This window comes from Nocardia asteroides (assembly GCF_900637185.1).
GTDB classification, from domain to species: Bacteria; Actinomycetota; Actinomycetes; order Mycobacteriales; family Mycobacteriaceae; genus Nocardia; species Nocardia asteroides.
On the sequence record NZ_LR134352.1, the window covers coordinates 2,160,001 to 2,183,550 of the forward strand.

The following is a 23,550-nucleotide window of genomic DNA, read 5'->3' on the forward strand; positions in this document are numbered from 1 at the left end:
GTCGAAGTGGTCTGGAACGGCCTGCCATAGACGGTGATAGTCCGGTAGACGAAAACATGTTGGCTCTCGTGAGTGATACCCGAGTAGCAGCGGGCCCGTGAAATCTGCTGTGAATCTGCCGGGACCACCCGGTAAGCCTGAATACTCCCTGGTGACCGATAGCGGACTAGTACCGTGAGGGAAAGGTGAAAAGTACCCCGGGAGGGGAGTGAAATAGTACCTGAAACCGTGCGCTTACAATCCGTCAGAGCCTTCTGCTTGCAGTGGGGTGATGGCGTGCCTTTTGAAGAATGAGCCTGCGAGTCATCGGTGTGTGGCGAGGTTAACCCGTGTGGGGTAGCCGTAGCGAAAGCGAGTCCGAATAGGGCGTTTGAGTCGCACATTATGGACCCGAAGCGGAGTGATCTACCCATGGCCAGGGTGAAGCGACGGTAAGACGTCGTGGAGGCCCGAACCCACTTAGGTTGAAAACTGAGGGGATGAGCTGTGGGTAGGGGTGAAAGGCCAATCAAACTCCGTGATAGCTGGTTCTCCCCGAAATGCATTTAGGTGCAGCGTCACGTGTTTCACGCCGGAGGTAGAGCTACTGGATGGCCTAGGGGGCCCACAAGCTTACCGAAGTCAGCCAAACTCCGAATGCCGGTGTGTGAGAGCGTGGCAGTGAGACTGCGGGGGATAAGCTTCGTAGTCGAGAGGGAAACAGCCCAGATCGCCGGCTAAGGCCCCTAAGCGTGTACTAAGTGGAAAAGGATGTGGGGTCGCTTAGACAACCAGGAGGTTGGCTTAGAAGCAGCCACCCTTGAAAGAGTGCGTAATAGCTCACTGGTCAAGTGATCCTGCGCCGACAATGTAGCGGGGCTCAAGTACACCGCCGAAGCCGCGGCATTTCAGCATTATCCTGCTTTCGAGCCAGGAGCTGGGATGGGTAGGGGAGCGTCCTGTGGCCGTGGAAGCAGCGGAGTGATCCAGCTGTGGAGGCCACGGGAGTGAGAATGCAGGCATGAGTAGCGAAAGACGAGTGAGAAACTCGTCCGCCGAATGACCAAGGGTTCCTGGGCCAGGTTAATCCGCCCAGGGTGAGTCGGGACCTAAGGCGAGGCCGACAGGCGTAGTCGATGGACAACGGGTTGATATTCCCGTACCCGTGTATCCGCGCCCAATGGCGAATCAGTTGTGCTAATCGTCCAAATGTTTTCTTATCGAGCCTTCGGGTGAGAGGGAGAATTGCTGCACGAGACCCTGGCTGTAGTAGTCAAGCGATGGGGTGACGCAGGAAGGTAGCTGGGCCAGGTGATGGAATACCTGGTGTAAGCCTGTAGGGCGTTGTGTAGGCAAATCCGCACAACATGTAGCCTGAGAGGTGATGCGTAGCCGTTGTGGTGAATTCAGTGATCCTATGCTGCCGAGAAAAGCCTCTAGTGAGTTGGTACACGGCCCGTACCCCAAACCGACACAGGTGGTCAGGTAGAGAATACTAAGGCGATCGAGAGAACTGTGGTTAAGGAACTCGGCAAAATGCCCCCGTAACTTCGGGAGAAGGGGGACCACGCCTGGTGACGAGTCTTGCACTCTGAGCTGGGTGGGGTCGCAGAGACCAGAGAGAAGCGACTGTTTACTAAAAACACAGGTCCGTGCGAAGTCGTAAGACGATGTATACGGACTGACGCCTGCCCGGTGCCGGAAGGTTAAGAGGACCGGTTAGCGCTTCGGCGCGAAGCTGAGAATTTAAGCCCCGGTAAACGGCGGTGGTAACTATAACCATCCTAAGGTAGCGAAATTCCTTGTCGGGTAAGTTCCGACCTGCACGAATGGCGTAACGACTTCTCTGCTGTCTCAACCACAGACTCGGCGAAATTGCATTACGAGTAAAGATGCTCGTTACGCGCGGCAGGACGAAAAGACCCCGGGACCTTCACTATAGCTTGGTATTGGTGTTCGGTACGGTTTGTGTAGGATAGGTGGGAGACTGTGAAGCTTGGACGCCAGTTCAGGTGGAGTCGTCGTTGAAATACCACTCTGATCGTATTGGACTTCTAACCTCGGACCATGATCTGGTTCAGGGACAGTGCCTGGTGGGTAGTTTAACTGGGGCGGTTGCCTCCCAAAATGTAACGGAGGCGCCCAAAGGTTCCCTCAGCCTGGTTGGCAATCAGGTGTCGAGTGCAAGTGCACAAGGGAGCTTGACTGTGAGAGTGACAGCTCGAGCAGGGACGAAAGTCGGGACTAGTGATCCGGCACCGGCAAGTGGAAGCGGTGTCGCTCAACGGATAAAAGGTACCCCGGGGATAACAGGCTGATCTTCCCCAAGAGTCCATATCGACGGGATGGTTTGGCACCTCGATGTCGGCTCGTCGCATCCTGGGGCTGGAGTAGGTCCCAAGGGTTGGGCTGTTCGCCCATTAAAGCGGCACGCGAGCTGGGTTTAGAACGTCGTGAGACAGTTCGGTCTCTATCCGCCGCGCGCGTTAGAAACTTGAGGAAGGCTGTCCCTAGTACGAGAGGACCGGGACGGACGAACCTCTGGTGTGCCAGTTGTTCCGCCAGGAGCACTGCTGGTTGGCTACGTTCGGAAGGGATAACCGCTGAAAGCATCTAAGCGGGAAGCCTGTTCCAAGATGAGGTTTCTCTCCCACTTGATGGGTTAAGGCCCCCTACAGACCATGGGGTTGATAGGCCGGAACTGGAAGCCAGGTAACTGGTGTAGGTGACTGGTACTAATAGGCCGAGGGCTTACTACGAAGGTGTTACGCGTCCACTGTGCGGTATCTGAAACAACACACAGATCACCGAGAAGACTCTCCGAGTCCGGTCCCGTTAGGGGTCAGGGTTTGGGGTGGCTCTCTGTGTGACAGTTTCATAGAGTTACGGCGGTTATAGCGGTGGGGAAACGCCCGGTCCCATTCCGAACCCGGAAGCTAAGGCCACCTGCGCCGATGGTACTGCACTCGACAGGGTGTGGGAGAGTAGGACACCGCCGGAACATCATTGCGAAAGGCCCTCCAACTTCGGTTGGAGGGCCTTTTTGCGTTCCCGGACCGGTCGCGCGCGTAGCATCCACGCGGCCGGCCTGCCCCCGGAATCGGGGGATTGCCATCCGAACCGACAACATTTCAGAAAACGGCCTTACGGCCCGGTCTCGTCGGCGACCATAGTGCGACGTTGCTTCGGGAGGTCGCCATGAATTGGTTGTTCGCTCAAAAGTCGCTGCGACGCGGCGTGGTCGCGCTGGCGCTGCCCGCCGCCCTTGTCGGCCTGATAGCCACCGCGGGGCCGGCCGGCGCGGCGCCCACGCCCGATCCGCTCGCCGGTCTCGCCGACCAGCTGGCCGGCGCGGCGAATTCCGTTGCGGGCGTTGCCGGAATCGACCTTCCCGAGACCTATGGGCCCGAGACCGCCATCGTGGTCCTCGGGTTCGGGCTGCTGCCGGACGGCACCATGCGTGCCGAGCTGGGGAACCGGTTGCACGCGGCACTGATCCAGGCGTTCATGTCGCCGTCCTCGCCGGTGATCGTCACCGGGGGCAATCCGCGCAACGGTGTCACCGAGGCCCAGGTGATGGCGGATTGGCTCACGACGCGCGGGGTGGCCAGGCAGCGCGTGTTCACCGAGACGCAGGCGGGCTCGACGGTTCAGAACGCGTTCTTCTCGGCGAAGCTGATGGAGGTGCTCGGCGTGCACAAGGCCGTGCTCATCACCTCCGCCGACCACATGCGCAGGGCCCTGGACAACTTCGTGGCGGCCGGTATCCCGGTGGTCGCCACCATGACGCCGGACGTCGCCCCGCTGTGGGCCAAACCGTACGGCACGGACGAGCCGCGATAGAGCGCGCCGAAGTCGGTGCGGCGCACTACTATGCCTCTGGCGTCGTCGCGGGGTGCGGTGGTGCCGTGACGGGACAGGGGTAGGTAATGGACAGGCCAGCGTGGGCACCGGACGGCGTCGACATGAATCAGCCGAGCCCGGCTCGGATGTACGACGCGCTGCTCGGCGGCTCGCACAATTTCGCGGTCGATCGCATGGCGGCGGAGATGGCGACCTCGATGGTGCCGGATCTGCCGCGGCTGGCGCTGAGCAACCGGGCGTTCCTGCGCCGGGCCGTCCGGTTCATGCTCGACGCGGGTATCCGGCAGTTCCTCGACATCGGCTCGGGCATCCCCACCGCGGGGAATGTGCACGAGATCGTGCACGAGCTCGATCCCGAGGCCCGGGTGCTCTATGTCGACATCGATCCGGTGGCCGTGGTGCACTCCCGGACGATCCTGGTCGGCCGGGAGCACGCGGGAGCCATCGAGGGGGATCTGCGGGAGACGGCGGACCTGCTCGCGGCGGTCCGCGCGACCGGGCTGATCGACTTCGCCGAGCCGGTCGGGCTGCTGCTGATCGCGGTGCTGCACCTGGTCGCCGACGAGGACGATCCGGCGGGCAAGGTGGCCGCGCTGCGGGAGGCGGTCGCACCGGGGAGTTTCATAGCCATTTCACATCTCACCTCCGAGTTGCGGCCGGAAGACGCAGGTAAGCTGGGTGAGCACGCCGCGACCGAGACCAGGGTCGGGATCCAGTTCCGGACCAAGGACGAGATCGCGGCGATGTTCGAGGGTTGGGGCTTGGAGTCCCCCGGGGTCGTCGAGTTGCCGCTGTGGCGGCCGGAGTCCGAGCGGGATCAGCACGAGAAGCCGGGGCGTTCGCTCGGCCTCGGTGGAGTCGCGCGCAAAGAATGAGCCGTCGTCCGGCGGTGGCGGGAGATGACAGGGTGGACGAGTAGTGGGGTCGTGGGAGCTGGCGCAGCGGTGGGCCGATGCGCTCGACGGTGTCGTCGCTCCCACCCTGACCCGCTCCCAGATCGAGGAGATGCTCGCGGCCCTGTGTATCGGCCTGATCGAGGCGGCGCGCGGGGGTGAGGACCCCGACGTTGCCCGGCGGGCGGCCCGCATGCTGGTCGCCGCCAACTATCGCGATTCGGCGGCGGTGAGCCGGTCGGTGCGGGTGATCTGCCACGACCTGGTCGACATCGTCGCCGACGGCCCCGACGATCCATCGCTGCCCGAGATCAGGGACCGCGCGATCGGGCTGGCCGCCGATTTCGCCGCGGGGTTCACCGCGGCGCTGCGTTCGGCCGCGCTGGCCGAACAGGAGGCCACGCTGGCCGCGGTGCTCGCGGCCGCGCGGGAAGCCGAGAGCAGGCGGGCACTGTCGGAGGCCCGGTTCGAGGCGGTCTTCGACGGCGCGCTGGTCGGCATCGGCACCGTCGACATGTCCGGTCAGGTGGTGAACTGCAATGCCACCATGGCCGCGATGCTGGGACAGACCCCGGAGACGATGCCGGGGCGCACCGTCGCCGACATTCTCGGACCGCAGAATCTCAACCACGCCTTCGTGGAACTGCAGCGCATGGTGAGCGGGGAATCCGACAGCTTCCGTACCGAGACCGAGCATCTGCACGACGACGGCGAGGTCACCGTCATCGACCTGTCCATGTCGACGGTGCGCGACGCCGACGGCAATATCCGGTTCCTGATCGGCGTCGCGGTCGATGTCACCGAGCGCAAGCAGCTCGCCGACCGGCTCTGGCACGACGCCAACCACGACGCGCTGACCGGCCTGCCGAACCGCGCGCACTTGTTCAGCCGGCTTGCCGAGGCGGTGCCGCCGATCGGCGTCTGCTATCTGGACCTGGACGGCTTCAAGGAGATCAACGACCTGTGGGGCCACACCATCGGGGACCGGGTGCTGCGCACCGTAGCCGACCGGATGCGCGAGAGCGTGCGCCCGCTCGACGGCATGGCCGCCCGCATCGGCGGTGACGAGTTCCTGGTGCTGGTCGAGAACTGCTCGGGTGAGCCGCAGCTGACGGCGCTGGCCGACGATCTGATGAGCGCGCTCACCGCGCCGCTGGAGGTCGACGGGCACATGCTCGCGGTCGGCGTGAGTATCGGCGCCGCCTACTTCGGCGAATTGCCCGGCACCGTGGACGAATTGGTGCACGCGGCCGATTCGGCGATGTACCGCCACAAGCACGACCCACGCCGCGATCCGGCCCGGTAGCGGCCGGGCCGGAAGCACGGGGACCGCTCAGACGGGCTGACGGTCGCGCTGCGCGGCCCGGGCCAGCGACCGGTCGCGCTGCTCCTCGAACCGCGCCACATCACCGCGCAGGCGCTCGAGGAAGGCGTCGAGGTCCTCGCGCGCCCGTTCGCCCTCGGGGCCGAAATCGGTGCGCTCGAAGATGTTCCACTTGCGCAACACCGGCAGCAGCACCTCGTCGAGGTGCTGACGCAGGTCGTAGATGCCGTGCTTGGCCATCAGCACGCCGTTGCGGCGCCAGCCCGGCATACCGGCGCCCGGCATCTGGAAGCCCTGCACGATGGTGTTGACGGCCTCGATGGTCTGGTCGGGCGCCAGGTCGAGGGCGGCGGCACACAGGTTGCGGTAGAAGATCATGTGCAGGTTCTCGTCGGTGGCGATGCGGGCCAGCATGCGGTCGGCGATCGGGTCGTCGCAGACGCGGCCGGTGTTGCGGTGGCTGACCCGGGTGGCCAGTTCCTGGAAGGTCACATAGGCGACCGAATACAGCAGGCCCGCCACGGATTTGGCCCTGATGTCGACCTCGGCGGCCTTGGCGTCGACCACGGCCATGGCCGAATAGCCGTTGGTCATGTGGATCATCCGCGCCTGCTCCAGCGCCACCGGATCGACGCCGCGGGTGAGCACCAGGTAGTCGCGGATGGCGATGCCGTGCCGGTTCTCCTCGGCGGTCCAGCGACCGACCCAGGTACCCCAGGCGCCGTCCTGGGAGAAGTTCTCGGCGATCTCGCGGTGGTAGGACGGGAGATTGTCCTCGGTGAGCAAATTGGTGATCATCGCGGCTTTGGCGAGCTCGCTGAGCGCGGATTGCTCGGGCTCCCAATCGATTCCGCCCATCGCGGCGAAGTTGCGGCCCTGATCCCACGGCACGTAGTCGTGCGGGTGCCAGTCTTTGGCCATGGACAGATGGCGGTCGACATTGCTGGCCGCGACCGGCTCCAGTTCGATGAGCAGTTCCAGTTGGGTGAGGTTCCTGGCCACGCACGTGCCCTTTCCGTCAAGTGAAAAGCATGAGTTGCGCTGGTCCGGTAGTGTTGCCCGTCGTCGCCGAGAATAGACCCGGCACATCGTGCCTCCGAACGACACGGTGCGGAGGGCACTGTTTCGCAATTTGGGCGCGTCGCGCCGAGTGCATATACGCTCCACCAGTTCAGCTCCATCAGCGGTTCCCGATCAGTCGTGGCATAGCTAGAGAGAGTGAGCGAAAAATATGACGGACATCGTGGTCACGAGCTTGGCGGCGACCACGTCGATCGCGGGCGACGTCGACTCGACCTGGAAAGGTCTGCTCAACGGCGAAAGCGGCATCGACGTCCTGGAGGACTCCTTCGTCGACGATTTCGAGTTGCCGGTGCGCATCGGCGGGCACCTGAAGGTCGCGCCGGCCGCCTCGCTCACCCGCGAGGAGGCGCGCAGGCTGTCCTATGTCGAGCAGATGGCCGTGGTCCTCGGTCGCGAGGTGTGGCGCAACGCGGGCAGCCCCGAGGTGGATCGCGACCGGCTCGGTGTCTCGATCGGGACCGGGCTCGGCGGCGCCGAATCGCTGATCTACGCGCGCGACAAGCTCGGCAACGGTGGCTACCGCAAGGTGTCGCCACTGACCGTGCAGGCGATCATGCCGAACGGGCCCGCCGCCTGCGTCGGCATCGAACTCGGCGCGCGCGCCGGGGTTTCCACGCCGGTGTCGGCCTGCTCGTCGGGCTCGGAGGCCATCGCCAACGCGTGGCGGATGATCGTGATGGGTGACGCCGACATGGTGGTGACCGGCGGCGTCGAGGGCTCGATCCAGGCGGTGCCGATCGCGGCCTTCACCCAGATGCGGGCCATGAGCACCCGCAACGCCGATCCCAAGGCGGCCTCGCGCCCGTTCGACAAGGACCGCGACGGCTTCGTGTTCGGCGAGGCGGGCGCGATGATGGTGATCGAGACCGAGGAGCACGCCAAGGCGCGCGGCGCCACGATCCACGCGCGGCTGCTCGGGGCGGGCGTCACCTCCGACGGATTCCACCTCGTCGCACCGGATCCCGAGGGCACCGGCGCGGCGCGCGCGATGACCAGGGCGCTGCAGACCGGCGGGATCAGCCGCACCGATGTCACCCACATCAACGCCCACGCCACCGCCACCCCGATCGGCGACACCGCCGAGGCCAACGCCATCGGCAAGGCGATCGGCGCGCACGCCTCGGTGTACGCGCCCAAGTCGGCGCTCGGGCATTCGATCGGCGCGGTCGGCGCGCTCGAGGCGGTGCTGACCGTGCTCAGCGTGCGCGACAGCATCGTCCCGCCCACCCTGAACCTGGACAACCAGGACCCCGAGATCGATCTGGACGTGGTCGCCGGCGAGGCCAGGCGCGGCCGGATCGACTACGCGGTGAACAACTCCTTCGGATTCGGCGGCCACAACGTCGCCGTCGCCTTCGGGCGGTATTGACGATTGCCACGGCCTGTGCCCGGACCGTTCCGGGCGCAGGCGACTTCTTCTTTGTTCGGCGTCATTGCACGAGTTCGGCCTCTCGGCGTGAGAGGCATTGTGCGTTGAAAAGGATAGGGAATGATCGGCGAGACTTTCGACGACTATGTGGACGAACTGGGCAATATCCGGATTCCCGGTGACCAGACCTTGATCGACTTCGTCGACAAACACAGTGAGGCCAACGGTGACGAGCTGGCCTACCGCTTCATCGACTACTCGCGGGAGCGTGAGGGGGAATATCAGGAGCTGACCTGGCGCGAATTCGGCGTCCGGCTGCGCGCGGTGGCGGCGCGGCTGCAACAGGTGACCGAGCCCGGCGACCGGGTGGCGGTGCTCGCGCCGCAGGGCCTCGACTACGTCGTCGCGCTGTTCGCGGCGGTGTACGCGGGCAATGTGGCCGTGCCGCTGTTCGATCCGGAGGAGCAGGGCCACAGCGACCGCCTGCACGCGGTGCTCGGCGACTGCGAGCCGGCCGCGGTGCTCACCGTCACCGGCGCGGCCGCGGGGGTGCGCAACTTCTTCCGCGAACAGCCCGCCGCGCAACGGCCGCGGATCATCGCGGTGGAGGCGATCCCCGACACCGTCGGCGCGCGCTGGCGCAGGCCCGACATCAACATCGACAGTGTGGCCTACCTGCAGTACACCTCCGGGTCCACCCGGGTGCCCGCAGGCGTCGAGATCACCCACCGGGCGGTCGGGACCAACCTGCTGCAGATGATCGACGCCATCGGCATCACCGAGAACGCGCGCGGGGTCACTTGGCTGCCGCTGTTCCACGACATGGGGCTGCTCACGGTGATCCTGCCGACCATCGGCGGCAAGTTCATCACCATCATGTCGCCGAGCGCGTTCGTGCGCAGGCCCTCGCGCTGGATCAAGGAGCTGGCCGCGCAGGCCGACGGGGCCGAGATCTATTCGGCGGCACCCAACTTCGCCTTCGAGCACGCCGCCGTGCGCGGGCTGCCCAAGGACGCCGAATCGCTGGACCTGTCGAATGTGATCGGCCTGATCAACGGCAGCGAGCCGGTGTCGGTGGCCTCGATGCGCAAGTTCAACGAGGCCTTCGCGCCCTACGGGCTGTCCAAGACCGCGATCAAACCGTGCTACGGCATGGCGGAGGCGACGCTGTTCGTCTCGGCGACCAGGCGCGACGACGAGGCCAGGGTGGTCTACGTGGACCGCGGGCAGCTCAACGAGGGCCGGATGGTCGAGGTCGACGAGCACGCGGACAACGCGGTCGCGCAGGTGTCGTGCGGGTACGTCGCCCGGTCGCAGTGGGCGGTGATCGTCGACCCGGAGACCGGGATCGAGCGCCGTGACGGTGAGGTCGGCGAGATCTGGCTGCACGGCGACAATATGGGCATCGGGTACTGGGGCAGGCCGGGGGAGACCGCCGAGACCTTCCACAACCGGGTGATCGCCCGCAATCCGGCGGGCAGCCGCGCCGAGGGCGCACCGGACGACGCGCGGTGGATGCGCACCGGCGACTTCGGCGCCTATCACGACGGGGAGCTGTTCATCACCGGCCGGGTGAAGGACCTGGTGATCGTCGACGGCCGCAACCACTACCCGCAGGATCTCGAATACTCCGCGCAGGAGGCCAGTACCGCGTTGCGGCCCGGCTTCGTCGCGGCGTTCTCGGTGCAGGGCGGGCAGCTGCCCGCGCCGGTGCTCGAGGCGGGCGGGGTCACCGACGAGATGGCCGAGCAGCTGGTCGTCGTGGCCGAACGCGCCACCGGTGCGGCCAAACTCGAGCCGGGCCCGATCGTCGACACCGTGCGCGCGGCGATCGCGCGCAGGCACGGGGTGATGGTGCGTGACCTGCTGCTCGTGCCCGCCGGGTCGATCCCGCGCACGTCGAGCGGCAAGATCGCGCGACGTGCCTGCAAGGCGGCCTACCTGGACGGCACGCTGCGCGGTGGGCACCGGCAGGACGCGTACCCGGACGCGCCGGAGGAGTGAGACCGGTTCGGCCACCGGGCTGCCGGTGGCCGAACCGCGGTGCGGCCGTGCTCAGTTGACGCAGGGGATGGTGCTGCCGATGGTCGTCGTCACCGGCTTGCCCGCGTCGGGCAGCGGTGTCGACGACACTCCCGGAGCGGCCGTCGCCGTCGTGGGTGTCGCCGAAGTCGTGGTCGTGGGGGCGAGTTCGGCAGGCAGGGTGAAATCGCTGCCGACCACCAGCCGGATGTGCCCGGCCGTCACCGACGCCGACTCGGCGACCGGGAGACCACCGAGACTCTCGGCGAGCGCGGTGGCGTCCGGGCCCGCACCGGGCCCGTAGGTGATCGCGGAGTACGGGCCGTCGTCGAGGGTGCCGTTGCCGATCTCACCCGCGCGATAGCCGCCCTTCGCCAGTGCCGCCGACACCGTCGCCGCCTGGCCGACGATCCCGCTCACGTTGTGCACGTCGACGACGCTCGTCGGCGCCGGTGCGGCGCTCGTGGTGCTCGGTTGCTGCCCGAAGGCCGCCCTGACCTCGCGTTTGATGGCGGCCGGGTCGACGATATTGACGTCCTGACCGTCGATCACGTCGTAGCGCAGCACCGGCAGCGTCCGGAACTCGACCGGCAGCGAACCCGCCGCACCCAGTTCGCGGGCGAAATCGAACAGATTCCAGCCGTCGGAGAGCACCACGTCCTTGTGCGCCATGTCCATCAGCGCCGCCAGCCTGCTCAGGTTGGTGAGGGTGCCGGAATCCTTGAGCGACTTGGCCACCGAGGTGAGGAACGCCTGCTGCCGGTGCGTGCGGTCGAGGTCGCCGTTGCGCAGTCCGTGCCGTTGCCGCACGAAGGCGAGCGCCTCGGCGCCGTTCAGGTGCTGGCGGCCCGCCGGGAACACCGCGCCGGAGAACTCGCTGTCGTCCACGGCGTTGTTCAGGCACACGTCGACGCCGCCGACCGCGGTGGCCAGATCGTAGAAACCGGCCAGGGAGATCTCGGCGAACCGGTCGATCGGGACGCCGACGAGATTGCGCACCGTGGTCACGATCGACGCGCGGCCCGCCTCGCGCCCGCGGCGCTCGAGCACCACCGGGTCCTTCTCACCCTGCTCGATCAACTCGGCCTGCACCGCGGCCTTCTTCAGGCCGTAGGCCTCCTTGATCTTGACCTGCTGATAGCCGGGGATACCGGTGACCGGCACGTAGTCGTCGCGCGGGATGGAGAAGGCGACGATCTTGCTCAGATCGGCCGGAATATGCAGCAGGATCAGCGAATTCGCGTTGTAGCCGCCCTCGGTGCCGTCGCCGGCGTGCAACTGGTCGAGGATCTCCTTCGGCAGGTCGTTGCCGTCGAGGTCCTTGCGGGTGTCCAGGCCGATCAGCAGGATGTTGACCGCGCCGTCCCGCGAGCGCGGCGCGTCCTCACCGAGAGCGGTGGAATGGGTGAAGCCGGAGTCGAAGTCGTTCTTGGCCGACCAGGCCAGCCCGGTGCCGGTGAGCACGGCCAGGGCGGTGGTGGCCGCGAGCATCCTGGCGGTGATCAGCGCGGCGCGGCGCAGGCCGGCGCGGCGGGTCGGGTGGCCGGAGTCCTGGGCGTGCCTGCCGACCCGCCGCGGTGCGGAGGGGGCTGTGTCCCGGCGCGGTCGCCGCGCCGGGGTGTCGTCTGTTCGGTTCACCGGAGTGCGCTACCCGCCTGCCATTGGTCCCACGGCACGCTCCAGTCGCCGTTCTGCCACACCTCGAGCGGGGCGCCCCCGGTGTTGCGGATCTCCACCACATCGCCCGGCTGGGCGAACTCGTAGAACCACCGGGCGTTCTCGCCGCTGAGATTCAGGCAGCCGTGCGAGACGTTGGTGTTGCCCTGGGCCCAGCTGGTGTCGTCGAGCTGATGCAGGTAGATGCCGTCGGTACTGATCCTGGTCGCCCAGCCGATGGCCTCCTTGTAGCCGAGCCGGGAGTTCACCGGCAAGCCGTAGGTGGAGGAGTCCATGATCACCGGGTTGGCCTTGTCCATGACGGTGTAGGTGCCCGGCTGGGTCCAGAAGGTGATGGTCTTGCCCGCGACGACCTCGCTGCCGCCCATCCCCATGGAGGTGGGCATGGAACGGATGAGCGTTCCGTTCTCGAAGACCCGCACCTGTTTGTCGTTGTCGTCGACCACCGAGACGTGCGAGGGCCCGATGGTGAAGCTGGTCCGGGTGTCCTCCTGGCCGTACAGGCCGCCGCCGAGGTCCTTGCCGTAGATGTCGGCGGCGAGGCTCACCTTGGTGCCGGGCTGGTAGTAGGTCTGCGGCCGCCAGTGCGCGTTGCGGTTGTCGAGCCAGTACCAGTTGCCCGCGACCGGCGGGTCGGTGGTGACGCTCAGGCGCTGCTCGGCGGTGGCGCGGTCGGGGACGTCCTCGTCGAAATGGGCGACGACCACCGTGCCGACGCCGTAGGACCCCGAGGGTTCCAGCGCGGCGCCGCCGGTGGTGCGGAAGTACACCTTCGTCTGGTTGTTCGGCGCCAGCGTGGTGAACGACGAGGTGATCGGCCCGACCCTGCCGGTGACGGTGAGCGCCGAGGCCTCGACGGTGTAGGTGTGGCCGTAGCCGAGGGGTTCGGCGGGTTTCCAGGCCGTCCGGTCGGGGGTGAACAGGCCCTCGACCGGACGGCCCTGCTCGTTGGTCAGGGTGACCGCGGTCAGTTCGCCGTCGCTGGTGGTGACCCGGACCTGGCCCAGCGGGTCGACCTCGGTGGCGCCCGCCCCTGGCGTGACCGTGATGACGGGGGCGGGCGGGGCGGCGGTGTCACCGTCGCGATCGGAGCCGGTGCCACCGCAGGCCGCGACGAGCAGCATGAGCACGGCCACCAGCCCGGCCGGCCATCGTCGTCGCGCCATGCGCCCCTCCTGTCTCATTCCGGTCAGCTCTGCAGGCCGACCTCGACGTCGAGCGACAGGGCGATCTTGTCGCCGACCACCACGCCGCCCTCGGCCATCGGCATCTCCGTGGTGATGCCGAAATCGCGGCGGTTGATGGTGGTGGTGGCGGTGAATCCGGCCACCGGCGCGTCGGCCATGCCGGGGCCCACGCCGAGGAACTCGACCGCGAGGGTGACCGGGTGCGTGGTGCCGCGGATGGTGAAGTCGCCGGTCACCTCGAACTCCTCGCCCGCGGGCCGGAACCCGGTGGCGGTGAAGGTGGCGACGGGATAGTGGGTGACGTCGAAGAAGTCGGCGGTCGCGAGGTGACCGTCGCGCTGCGGGTTGTCGGTGGTGACCGAGGCGACCTGTATCTCGACATTCGCGTCGGCGGTGCCGTCGGGGTGGATGACGAGCGCGCCGGAGAAGTCGGTGAAGCGCCCGCGCACCTTGCTCACCATCAGATGTCGCACGGAGAACTGCAGCGTGGAATGGCTCGGGTCGATGACCCACGTGCCCGCGGACAAACCCCGGGTAGGTGCCGACATGATCTCTCCTCACTGAGCGAACCGGCCGGTACGGCCGACGTGACGTGAAGCGATGACGGCACCCAGCCTAGCCCGGTGCGTGCGCGGCGGTCAGTCCTCGCTGGTCGAGCGGTCGCCGAGGAAGCGGAGCAGGGCCGGATCGGTGGAGGTGAACCGGTCGACCTCCTGACCGCCGGTGCATTCGAACAGGCCGACGGTCACCGCGCCCGCGCGGCGCGCGAGCACCCGCCAGACGGCGCCGGAATCCTGCCAGCGGCGCAGTGTCTCGACCGGGTCCGTGCTCACGAGCGCACCGGTTCGCGATAGTTGGCCGCGACCAGCGCGAGGCAGGCCGCGGCGACGAGCGCGACGACGACGTACATCGCCGGATACCCGAAACCGAAGCCGCCGTGCAGGCTCGACAGCAGGGCGGGCACGCCGAATCCCAGGTAGCTCACCGAGTAGAAGACCGCGTTGAGCCCGGCCAGGTCGCCGGGGCCGGCGATTCGCTCGATCTGCTGCAGCCCGGCCACCAGGCCGATGCCGTAGCCGCTGCCGAGGACGACGGCGGTCAGCAGCGTCACCCAGATGCTCAGGGTGGCCGCGGTCCAGGCCGCCAGCACCATGCCGATCGTGAGCAGCACCAGCGCGACCACACCGGCGCGGGCGGTGCCGGGGCGGTCGATCTTGCGGGCCACCGACTGGATGGTGAAGCCGCAGCCCAGCGTCACCATGGTGACCAGCGCGGAGAAGGCGATCGGGGCCTGCTGCACGCGCGGCAGCATCAGCGTCGGCAGCACCGCGTAGGCGGTGGCGTTGGCGGTGAACAGCCACAGCGCGATCGGCACCGCCACGCGCAGGAACCGGCGATGGCCCGCGGCGGGGATCTTCAGGTCGTCGCGCAGCCGGCTTGGGGCGCGGTCGCGCGGCACCGTCTCCGGTGATCGCGCCAGCCAGACCGAGGTCGCCACGCACAGTGCCGCGTTCACGAGATAGGCGGTGGAATCGGGCAGCGGTCCCCACTGCGCCAGCACCCCGGCCACACCGGCGCCGAGCGCGAAGCCCGCGGTCAGGCTCATGGCCGAGCGGCGCGCGCCGACACCCGCGGCGGCCGCGGCGTACGGCGGCTGGGACAGCTCCTTGAGCCAGCTGCCGCCGACCGCCATGGCCAGCCCGAGCGCGACACCGCACAGCATCCGGCCCGCGGCCAGCATCGGCACCGAGGCCGCGCCCGCGGCCAGCAGCAGCGACCCGGCGGCCGCGATGAGCGGCGCGGGCAGCATCAGCGGGCGGCGGCCGAACCGGTCCGACAGCGGGCCGCCGATCAGCAGCGCGGGCACGATGCCGAGGACGTAGTAGAACAGCAGCAGGTCGACCGCGGTGAGCGGCAGGCCGTGATTCTTGTACATCACCAGCAGCGGGGTGAACTCGTTACCGCCCCAGGCGATCGCGACCATGGCGGCGGAAACGCCCAGCCAGGCGCGGGTACCGGTGCCGGAGACAGCGGTGGGCCGCTCGCTGGTGAGAATCGCCATCACAGGCCCTTTCCGTCGTGCGCGCACCGGGGCACGCTCACAGGGCGAATGGTGGCAACCGGTCTCATTTTAGGCGCGGCCGATCGCTGTACTACCGTCGGGGAGTGCGTGAGCTGCGGGTCGGGTGTGCGATGTGGACGCACCCGCAGTGGCAGCAGCGGATGCCCGCGCCGGGGGAGCGGCTGCGCGCCTACGCCGCGCACTGCGGTGCCGTCGAGGGCAACACCACCTTCTACGCGACGCCGTCGGCCTCGACCGTGGAGTCCTGGGCGCGGCAGACCGCGCCGGATTTCCGGTTCGTGCTGAAGCCGCCGCGCGCGGTCACCCATGAGCGCAGGCTGGTCGACGCGGGCGGTGACCTGGCGGCGTTCCTCGACGTGATGGCGCCACTCGGTCCGCGGGTACACGCGCTGTGGATACAGCTGCCCGCCTCGTTCGGGCCGGGCGATCTGGGCGCGCTGGCGCGGTTCCAGCGCGAGCTGCCCGGTGGGCTGCGCTGCGCGGTGGAGGTGCGGCATCCGGCGTTCTTCACCGAGGAGCGGACCGCGGTGCAGCTCGAGCGAGTGCTCGGCCGGATCGGCGCGGAGTGGGTGCCCTTCGACACGACCGTCCTGTTCGACGGACCGCCCGGCGATCCCTCCGAGTACGAGGCGCGGGCCAAGAAGCCCCGGGTGCCGCGCCGCATGCGCGCGCTGACCGAGTACCCCATCGTGCGCTACCACGGTCGCGCCGACACCGACCGCACCGTCGCGGGCTGGCAGCCGTGGGTCGAGACGGTCGCGGACTGGCTGCGCGAGGGCCGCTCGCCGACGGTGTTCGTGCACACCCCCGACAATGCCGCCGCCCGCGACCTGGCCCGCCGCTTCCACGACGCCGTCGCCGCCGCGGTACCCGGCCTGCCACCGCAGCCGACGCCCGAGCCCGACGAACCGATGACCCTGTTCTGAATTCCGCGCACGCGTGTCGGACCCCCGTGGCATGCTGTGCGCCAGCACTGGGGAGTGGGTGGGCGGACTCGAAGGGGACGAGTGATGTCTACGAATCGACTGTCGTTGTCGCGCGCACCGCACTGCGAGCCGGGCCTCGCGGATCAGACCGGCGCGCACAGGGGGGATTCCGCGGTACCGCAACGGGTTTGCCGTCCTGTGCGCCGCAGCGGCGGAGTGCCGCGCGGGGTGAGTCTGGCGGTGCGGGGCGCCTGCGCGCGCAACGCGCCCCGGTCCTCGCCCACCGCACAGGGATTCGCCGAGAAGGCGGTGCGGCTGGTGCTCGAGGTAGCCGATCGACGCCGACCGGTCGATCAGCTGCGGGCCGTGGCCGAGCCCATGGTGCTGGCCGCGATCCGGACGATGCTCACCCAGAACCTGGTGCCCGGTAGCGGACTCGGATCCGCCACGCTCACCCGCGTCCGGGTCACGCCCGACGACGCGGGCGCCGCCGAGGTTTTCGCCTGCTACCAGCGCGGACCGCGCACACTGGCGCTGGCGGGACGCGTCGAATTCGCCAAAGACCGCTGGCGGCTGGTGGCGCTGCGGCTGTTCTGACACCCGTCGCGATCGCGACGGGGCCGGGAGACGAGAACGGACCCCGCCGCCCGAGGAGCGGGGTCCGGGTGCCGCGCCGGACCTGGGGGAGGGTGGGTGTGAACCCAGGCGCGGCGGTGGAGCGGTGGCGCGCCGGTTCCGTGGCCGGTCGGGCAGCGCGCCGACTGTTATTCGGTGCGCGGGCGGTTCCGGCTTGGTTGCGCGCCACCGCTTTCCGGTGCGTCGCCGTCGGGGCCGTCGGGTAGTCGGCGGGCGCCGTTGGCCACCTCGACAGCGAGATCGTCGTAGCCGCAGGCCAGTTCGTGCAGCCGGGTCTGCGCGGCGCGCAGCTGGGATTCGGCGCCACAGGCGAGAGCGCGGTAGGTGAGGGCGGCGAAATGGGCCATCCGATCGACGACGGCGCCGATGCTCTCGGTGTGCATCGGCGCCGTCGTGGCGGGTCTGGGGGAGCGGATGACCACCCACCGGTCGATCTCGCAGACCAGACGTGCCCGCTCCCAATCGATCTCGCTGGTGTCGCCGGGGACCAGCTGTTCGCGTCGTTCGTGCAGCGCGGCCAGTTCGTGCGCGGCCCGCAGGACGGGATCGGTGTCGCCGGTGAATCCGCAGACCGCCTGCATCATCCGCGCGCGGTCCGGCAGTACCGGTTCCCGTCCGGGCTCACCCGATGAACCGCCGTCCCTGTCCACTGTCGCCGCACCGTCCTGTCCTGTTTGCGCCGCTTCCGATGGACATTCGTCTCGGCGGGGAATCCGGATAGGTCACACGACGGACCGGCCGCGAACAGTGGGACTGTTCGCGGCCGGTCGACGTCGAAATCACCAGGGCGGGAGGCTCACAGGCTCCGCGCGATGATCTCCTTCATGATCTCGTTGGTGCCCGCGTAGATCAGCTGGACGCGGTTGTCGACCCACATCCGCGCGATCGGGTACTCGTTCATGTAGCCGTAGCCACCGAACAGCTGCAGACAGGTGTCGGCGACCTGCATGGCGCGATCGGTGCACCACCACTTCGCCATGGCGACGGTGGGGATGTCGAGCTCGCCGCGCAGGTGCTTCTCGACGCAGTCGTCGATGAACACACGCGCGATGCGGGCCTCGGTGGCCACCTCGGCCAGCTTGAACTTGGTGTTCTGGAAACCGAACACCGGACGGCCGAACGCCTCGCGCTCCTTGGTGTAGCGCAGGGTGTGCTCGAGCGCGACCTCCATGCCCGCGACCGCGCCGTGCGCCACGATCAGGCGCTCCTGGGGCAGCTGCTGCATCAGCTGGACGAAGCCCTGGCCCTCCTGGGTGCCGAGCAGGTTGGTCACCGGGACGCGCACGTCCTCGAAGAACAGCTCGGAGGTGTCCTGGCCCTTCTGTCCGATCTTGTCCAGGACCCGGCCGCGCCGGAAACCGGCGCGATCGGCCTCGACCAGCACCAGCGAGACGCCCGCGGCGCCCTGGGTCGGGTCGGTCTTGGCGACCAGGATGATCAGGTCGGCCTGCGCGCCGTTGGTGATGAAGGTCTTGGACCCGTTGATGACGTACTCGTCGCCGTCGCGGATGGCCTTGGCCTTGACGGCCTGCAGATCCGAGCCGGTGCCGGGCTCGGTCATGGCGATGGCGCCGACGACCTCACCGCTGGCCATCTTCGGCAGCCACTGCTTCTTCTGCTCCTCGGTGCCGTAGGCGAGCAGGTAGTGGGCGACGATGCCGTTGTGCAGGCTGACGCCCCACGAGGTGTCGACCACGCGGGCCTGTTCCTCCATGAGCACGGCCTCGTGGGCGAAGGTGCCGCCACCGCCGCCGTACTCCTCCGGGATGGACAGGCAGAGCAGGCCCACCTCGCCCGCCTTGTTCCACAGGTCGCGGTCCACGTGGTGCTGCTCGCGGTACTTGTCGATGTTGGGTGCCAGTTCCTTGGCCATGAAGGCGCGGGCGAGGTCGCGCAGGGCGTCCAAGTCCTCGTTCATCCAGGTGGACCGGTTGGCGGCCATCGAGTCTCCTTACGGCTCGGCACTGCACCGGCACAGGCGTGACCGGTGGTTACGGGTACCAGTCTGCATCAGTATTGGCGACGTGACAATAATATCGTGGAAATAGCCTCTCACCTGCGATTCGTCGATAACCGGTCGGTCTCGGCGGCCGGCCGCCTGCGAGCCGCCCGCATATCGATCCGCAATCGCGGTGGGGTGAGCCGGCGAGAATGCGCGCGGTCGATTCGGATCGAATGCCGGATTCGGCATCGGCGCAGGCGGGTGAGTCGAGTTGTCCGCGAACAATGTTCGGCAACGGTTGCGCACCGATGAGCCGGAAACCGTGGCGGCGCAAGTGGTCGGCGATTATCTTTCGAGATTCGGCTACCGGCTGGTAAACGCTGCGCGTGTCGCCCGCAACGCGCCGGTAATGGGGAGCGGTGTCGGAGCATCGGTTTCGCACCGGAGGGTATATGGACTAAGAATGGCGTGTGCCGTTCACACGTGTGCTCACCTGCCTGCCTTCGCGATGCCGGGGCGGTGGTCTGGGATGACCATCGAGACACCCGTCGAAGACGACGTCAGCCAGCTCGCCCAGCGCGTCGAACGGGCGCGCGGGCGCCTCGCCTACCAATTCGATCCGGCGCTGACCGACGCGCTCTCGGAAGACGAACTGCGCGCCGAGCGAGAACTCGCCGAACGCATCCGTGAACAGGACCGCGAACAGCGCTGGAAGCACACCCAGGCGATGGCGCAGGCCTCCGACCGGGCCAGGCAGACCACCGAAGCGATCGAGAAGGCCGACATGCGAGATCTGCTGCTCGCCAGAAAGGCGATGGCCGCCCAGCGGCGCGAATCCAGCCCGCACGCCAAGCTGGCCTCGCTGTACCGGCACCGGTCGTGGTCGCTGCGCGCGCTGGCCGGCGTGGTCGGCGCGGGCATGCTGTGGTCGGCGGTCAATGTCCAGCACAACATCGCGCCCGGTGGTCCCAGCGATCCGCTGTACTGGTTCAGCTACCTGCTCGAGGCGATGATCAGCGTGTGTCTGATCATTATCATGGTCGGCACCAACAAGGTCGCCGAGTGGGGCGTCATCGACAACCGGCGCCAGGTCGCGATGGCCGAGATCGCGCTGCTCGGCCTCACCGTCACCCTCAACACCTACCCGTACGTGCGGGACGGGCGCTGGTACGACGCGGCGGTGCACGCGGTCGCGCCGGTGATGATCGGTGTCGCGCTGCTCATCCACGACGCGGCCAGCGCGCGCTACGGCCTGGCCATCACCCGGGCTACCAGTCAGGTCAGGGACATGCCCGACCCGGCCGAGAACATCCTCAACCGCCAGGCCACCGAGGGCGTCCGGCTCACCTACCAGCCGCCGATGACCGGCCAGGCCCGCGCCGAGGCGTACGCGGCCGAGCAGGCCGCGGTCGCCGCGCCGCCGGTCACCCGGGAACCGGCGTGGACGCCCACCGAGCCGATCGCCAACGGCAACGGCAAGCCCACCGAGAAGCGCAAGCGCTTCGGCATCGGCAAGCCCTCGTCGTCGGACAAGGCCAAGAAGTCGGTGGCCCCGGCCCCCGCGCCCGAGCCGGTGAAGGAAGCGGCCGCCCCCGCCGAGCCCGCGGCCAAGCCCGCCGACTCGGTGCCCGCCGCCCGCAAGAGCACCATCTCCGACATCGAGGCCCGCGTCGAGAAGGCCTTCGCCGAGGCCAACTTCGGCTACGAGGCGATCGAGCCCGTCAACATCTACGACACCGGCCAGTTCCGCATCGCGGAGAGCCTGGAGCAGGAACTCGCCGAGATGCGCGAGGCCCGTCGCCAGGCCCGCAAGGAGCGTGCCGGTTCCTGATATCGCTGGTCCGCGCCGCTGATTCGGGCTCATCGAGCACGCGTCGGCGGCTATCGTGCTGCGAATGAACGGGCGTGCGGTCGTTTCCGTTGCGGTCGGTCTGCTGTGCGGTTATCTGGCCGGCTACGTGATCGGCCATACGCGGACCGATTTCGCCGTCGTCGTCCACGACGGGCGGGCGAGCTGGTTCGGCGCGGGGCCGGGCAGCGCCGCGGTGATCGCGGCGGTGGTCGCGACCGCGGTCGTGGTGGTGCTCGGCCGGTTTCGTGCGCGCTATCTGGTCGCGGTGGCCGCCGGACTGGCCGGGCTGGCCATGGTGGTCGCCATCGCGGCGTTGCAATCCGCCGGAACCGACTCGGAGCAGTGGGTTCTGGGCAGTATCGGCGCCGGACTGCTGATCGCGGCGGCGGTGCTGCGGCCCGCGGGACAGACCTGGTTCGTGGTGGGATCGATGGTCTCGGTGCTGTACGGCGCGCGCATCGACGAGAGCGTCGAGCTGCCGCGCCGCTACGCCGACTACCTGACCACCCGCACCGTGCCCGATCTGCCGGGCAGCTGGCCGCTGCTCGTGGCCGCGGTGATCGCGCTGCTGGCAGCGGGTTTCGTGGTGGGGCGGGAGCGGATCGAGACGGCGTCGCCGGGGCGCGCGGTGGCGGTGGGGGCCGGTATCCCGCTCGCGATCGGCGCGCTGATCTGGCTCGTCGGACAGGTGCCCGGCAATCCCTCGGTGATCGTCGCGGTGGTGGTGGTGCTGGGGACCGCGGCGGTGAGTCTGTGGCTGCCCGCCGCCGACGCGATCTACACGCTGACCATGCTGGCCGTCGCCGCCGCGATCGCCGTCGACCCGTCGGTGGGTGTCGGGCCGGATCGCGTCGGGCTGTCGGTGCAGATCGCGCTGCTGGCGCTGGGCGCGCTGGTCGGCACGCTGCGGCGGTTACCGCTGGTCGGCATCGGACTGTGTGCCCTGGTCACGCTCGGCGGACTGGTGCCGACGCTGATCGACAGCACCACCGTCACCGAGGTGGCGTTCCGGTTCGTGCTGCCCGCGGCCGTCGGGTTCGCGGTCGGCGCGTGCCTGCCGGTGGCGCCGACGACGGTCGTGGCGCTGTCGGTGTTCCCGGTGGTGGCCCGGCTGTTCGAGAACGGCAGGGCCACCTGGTCCGCCGGTGACGAGCTGGGCTGGACCGCGTACGCGCCCGATGCCTACACGGTCGGCCGGCCCGGCGCTGCGCCCATGCTCGCGGCCACCGTCGTGATCCTCGGCTGCGCGATCCTGGTGTGGTCACGGCAGCGCGTCCGGACCTATCCGAGCAGGCCGCCGAACATGCCGCCCGACTGACCGGCCTGCTGTCCGCCGCCGGTGCCGCCGATGAGCCCGCCCGGCGGCAGCTCCGAGGGCTGCACGATGACGAAACCGCGGCCGGTGAACGCCAGCGTGGACGCCTCGCCGGTGCTGCGGCCCATCAGCCTGCCCAGGCCGAACGAGTCGTTGCGCTTGATGCCGGTCTGCAGGCTCGACGACCAGGCGACGGCGGCCTGCGGGTCGGCGTAGGTCGGCGCGTCGACGGTGAGCACCACCGGAGTGCCGTGGGTGGTGATGGCGATGCGGCCGCGGCCGGTGAACACACAGTTGAACAGGCCCGCGTTGGAGGCGTAGCCCGCGGCGCCCTGCACCCGGCCGATGTCGTAGCGCAGGGTGGCGTCGAAGGCCAGCACGTTGGAGCCGTTGATGGTCAGGCCGTCGGTGCCGTCGAGGTCGATGATGTGCACGTCGGCGGCGCTGTTGGCCAGGAACAGGTCGCCCCGGCCGGTCACCTTCATCAGCGGCACGCCCTCGCCGGTCAGGTGCTGCTGGATCGCGCGGCCGATGCCGCCGGAGCCGAGCGCCTGGAACTGCAGGTCGCCCTGGTAGGCGACCATCGAACCGCTGCGGGCCATCACCTCACCGTTGAGGCCGACCTTGATCATCTTGCCGCCCTGCTTCTGGATCCCGAGGCCGTTGACCTCGGCATGCGAAGGGTCGAACAGGTCGCTGTGCACGGGCTGGGCTCCTTGCTGGGAAGAGAACGAGGCTGGTTGCGGCGGCGCCGGGGGTGGTGGGGGCGGGGCGAACTGGCCCTGCGGCGCCGGGGGCGGCGGCACGGGCGCGGCCGGGAAGGCCATGGTGGGCGCGGTCCGCGGGTACGACGGCGGCGGGGCGGGCGGCTGCGGTTCGGGTTCGTCGTCGAGGTTCACCCCGAAGGCCGAGGCGATGCCGGCGAGCCCGTCGTCGTAGCCCTGCCCGATCGCCCTGACCTTCCAGGCGTCGCCGCGCCGGTAGATCTCCACGCACACCACGCCGCTCTCGGTGGTGAGCCCGGAGATCGGGAAAGACAGTGTCCCGGAAGCGGATCCGATGGTGGCGGTGAGCTGCCCGACGCCGGCGAAGGTGGCGGGTCCGCGGCCGTCGAGGCTGGCGGTGACGACCACCCGGTCGATGTCGGCGGGCAGTGCCGAGGTCTGCACCTGCACCACATCGGGCCCGCCGTTGCCGTGCCGGTAGACCACGCCGGGGCCGGTGGGCTGGTTGAAGAAGACGAAATCGGCGTCGGAGCGCACCGTGCCCGCGCTGTTCAGCAGCAGCGCGGACACGTCGACCGACGCCGAACTCGCCACGGTGACGGTCAGCGGATCACCCGGCGCGGGCCGGTTCTCGCCGGGAGCCAGCACGGTCACGACTCGACACCCCGATGCG

18 protein-coding genes and 2 rRNA genes (1 of these 20 only partly in view) are annotated in these 23,550 nt (G+C 68.5%); 11 read left to right on the plus strand and 9 right to left on the minus strand.

Annotation, left to right across the window (positions count from 1 at the left end; all coding sequences use genetic code 11):
* The 5 genes from EL493_RS10035 to EL493_RS10055 form a co-directional block, all read left to right on the plus strand.
* Nucleotides 1–2,738, plus strand: a 23S ribosomal RNA gene (locus tag EL493_RS10035); it begins 376 nt to the left of the window's first position.
* Between the two features lie 125 nt (nucleotides 2,739–2,863).
* Nucleotides 2,864–2,980 (plus strand): 5S ribosomal RNA (rrf, locus tag EL493_RS10040).
* A 197-nt stretch (nucleotides 2,981–3,177) separates the two neighbouring features.
* Complete coding sequence (locus EL493_RS10045) at nucleotides 3,178–3,822, plus strand: YdcF family protein (RefSeq protein WP_022567092.1); 645 nt, start codon at nucleotides 3,178–3,180, stop codon at nucleotides 3,820–3,822.
* A gap of 86 nt (nucleotides 3,823–3,908) precedes the next feature.
* Nucleotides 3,909–4,718 carry an SAM-dependent methyltransferase gene (locus tag EL493_RS10050; RefSeq protein WP_022567093.1) on the plus strand — a complete coding sequence of 270 codons (810 nt, stop codon included), beginning with the start codon at nucleotides 3,909–3,911 and terminating at the stop codon, nucleotides 4,716–4,718.
* A gap of 43 nt (nucleotides 4,719–4,761) precedes the next feature.
* Nucleotides 4,762–6,042, plus strand: coding sequence for a sensor domain-containing diguanylate cyclase (locus EL493_RS10055; protein WP_019045479.1), 1,281 nt, complete (start codon nucleotides 4,762–4,764; stop codon nucleotides 6,040–6,042).
* Between the two features lie 27 nt (nucleotides 6,043–6,069).
* Here the strand turns inward: EL493_RS10055 and EL493_RS10060 are convergent, their stop codons facing one another.
* Nucleotides 6,070–7,062 carry an acyl-ACP desaturase gene (locus EL493_RS10060; protein ID WP_019045480.1) on the minus strand — a complete coding sequence of 331 codons (993 nt, stop codon included), beginning with the start codon at nucleotides 7,060–7,062 and terminating at the stop codon, nucleotides 6,070–6,072.
* Nucleotides 7,063–7,291: 229 nt separating this feature from the next.
* Here EL493_RS10060 and EL493_RS10065 point away from each other — a divergent pair, with 229 nt between their 5' ends.
* Nucleotides 7,292–8,512: a KasA/KasB family beta-ketoacyl-ACP synthase gene (locus EL493_RS10065; protein WP_019045481.1), complete on the plus strand. Its 1,221-nt coding sequence runs from the start codon at nucleotides 7,292–7,294 to the stop codon at nucleotides 8,510–8,512.
* Nucleotides 8,513–8,632: 120 nt separating this feature from the next.
* Nucleotides 8,633–10,516, plus strand: coding sequence for a long-chain-fatty-acid--AMP ligase FadD32 (gene fadD32 / locus EL493_RS10070; RefSeq protein WP_019045482.1), 1,884 nt, complete (start codon nucleotides 8,633–8,635; stop codon nucleotides 10,514–10,516).
* Nucleotides 10,517–10,567: 51 nt separating this feature from the next.
* Here fadD32 and EL493_RS10075 read toward each other — a convergent pair whose 3' ends face one another.
* From EL493_RS10075 to EL493_RS10095, 5 genes are all read right to left on the minus strand, one after another.
* Nucleotides 10,568–12,172: an LCP family protein gene (locus EL493_RS10075; RefSeq protein ID WP_019045483.1), complete on the minus strand. Its 1,605-nt coding sequence runs from the start codon at nucleotides 12,170–12,172 to the stop codon at nucleotides 10,568–10,570.
* Nucleotides 12,169–13,377: a L,D-transpeptidase gene (locus EL493_RS10080; RefSeq protein WP_022567094.1), complete on the minus strand. Its 1,209-nt coding sequence runs from the start codon at nucleotides 13,375–13,377 to the stop codon at nucleotides 12,169–12,171. The genes EL493_RS10075 and EL493_RS10080 overlap by 4 nt, the downstream gene beginning before the upstream one ends.
* A 23-nt stretch (nucleotides 13,378–13,400) precedes the next feature.
* The gene (locus tag EL493_RS10085) at nucleotides 13,401–13,946 is read right to left on the minus strand and encodes a YceI family protein (protein ID WP_022567095.1); all 546 of its coding nucleotides are present in this window, start codon (nucleotides 13,944–13,946) and stop codon (nucleotides 13,401–13,403) included.
* Nucleotides 13,947–14,036: 90 nt separating this feature from the next.
* Nucleotides 14,037–14,231 (minus strand): hypothetical protein, encoded by a 195-nt coding sequence (locus EL493_RS10090; protein ID WP_019045486.1) that lies wholly within the window; start codon nucleotides 14,229–14,231, stop codon nucleotides 14,037–14,039.
* Nucleotides 14,228–15,460 (minus strand): MFS transporter, encoded by a 1,233-nt coding sequence (locus tag EL493_RS10095; RefSeq protein ID WP_019045487.1) that lies wholly within the window; start codon nucleotides 15,458–15,460, stop codon nucleotides 14,228–14,230. Before EL493_RS10095 ends, EL493_RS10090 begins: the two co-directional genes overlap by 4 nt.
* Nucleotides 15,461–15,564: 104 nt before the next feature.
* Between EL493_RS10095 and EL493_RS10100 the strand changes: the two genes are divergently transcribed.
* Together EL493_RS10100 and EL493_RS10105 are read left to right on the plus strand one after the other, a co-directional pair.
* Nucleotides 15,565–16,407, plus strand: coding sequence for a DUF72 domain-containing protein (locus tag EL493_RS10100; RefSeq protein ID WP_019045488.1), 843 nt, complete (start codon nucleotides 15,565–15,567; stop codon nucleotides 16,405–16,407).
* Nucleotides 16,408–16,635: 228 nt separating this feature from the next.
* Nucleotides 16,636–17,004, plus strand: coding sequence for an Rv3235 family protein (locus tag EL493_RS10105; RefSeq protein ID WP_019045489.1), 369 nt, complete (start codon nucleotides 16,636–16,638; stop codon nucleotides 17,002–17,004).
* Nucleotides 17,005–17,171: 167 nt separating this feature from the next.
* Here EL493_RS10105 and EL493_RS10110 read toward each other — a convergent pair whose 3' ends face one another.
* Together EL493_RS10110 and EL493_RS10115 are read right to left on the minus strand one after the other, a co-directional pair.
* Nucleotides 17,172–17,627 carry a DUF4254 domain-containing protein gene (locus EL493_RS10110; RefSeq protein ID WP_019045490.1) on the minus strand — a complete coding sequence of 152 codons (456 nt, stop codon included), beginning with the start codon at nucleotides 17,625–17,627 and terminating at the stop codon, nucleotides 17,172–17,174.
* A gap of 212 nt (nucleotides 17,628–17,839) precedes the next feature.
* A complete protein-coding gene (locus tag EL493_RS10115; protein ID WP_019045491.1) occupies nucleotides 17,840–18,985 on the minus strand; it encodes an acyl-CoA dehydrogenase family protein in 1,146 nt (381 codons plus the stop codon).
* A 529-nt stretch (nucleotides 18,986–19,514) separates the two neighbouring features.
* On the opposite strand from EL493_RS10115, the gene EL493_RS10120 reads away from it, so the two are divergent.
* On the plus strand, nucleotides 19,515–20,816 hold the full coding sequence (locus EL493_RS10120; RefSeq protein WP_019045492.1) for a hypothetical protein: 1,302 nt from the start codon (nucleotides 19,515–19,517) through the stop codon (nucleotides 20,814–20,816).
* Nucleotides 20,817–20,880: 64 nt separating this feature from the next.
* Nucleotides 20,881–22,155, plus strand: a complete 1,275-nt coding sequence (locus EL493_RS10125) for a hypothetical protein (protein ID WP_019045493.1) — start codon at nucleotides 20,881–20,883, stop codon at nucleotides 22,153–22,155.
* Here the strand turns inward: EL493_RS10125 and EL493_RS10130 are convergent.
* The gene (locus EL493_RS10130; RefSeq protein WP_019045494.1) at nucleotides 22,119–23,531 is read right to left on the minus strand and encodes an AIM24 family protein; all 1,413 of its coding nucleotides are present in this window, start codon (nucleotides 23,529–23,531) and stop codon (nucleotides 22,119–22,121) included. The genes EL493_RS10125 and EL493_RS10130 overlap by 37 nt on opposite strands.
* Between the last annotated feature and the right edge of the window lie 19 nt (nucleotides 23,532–23,550).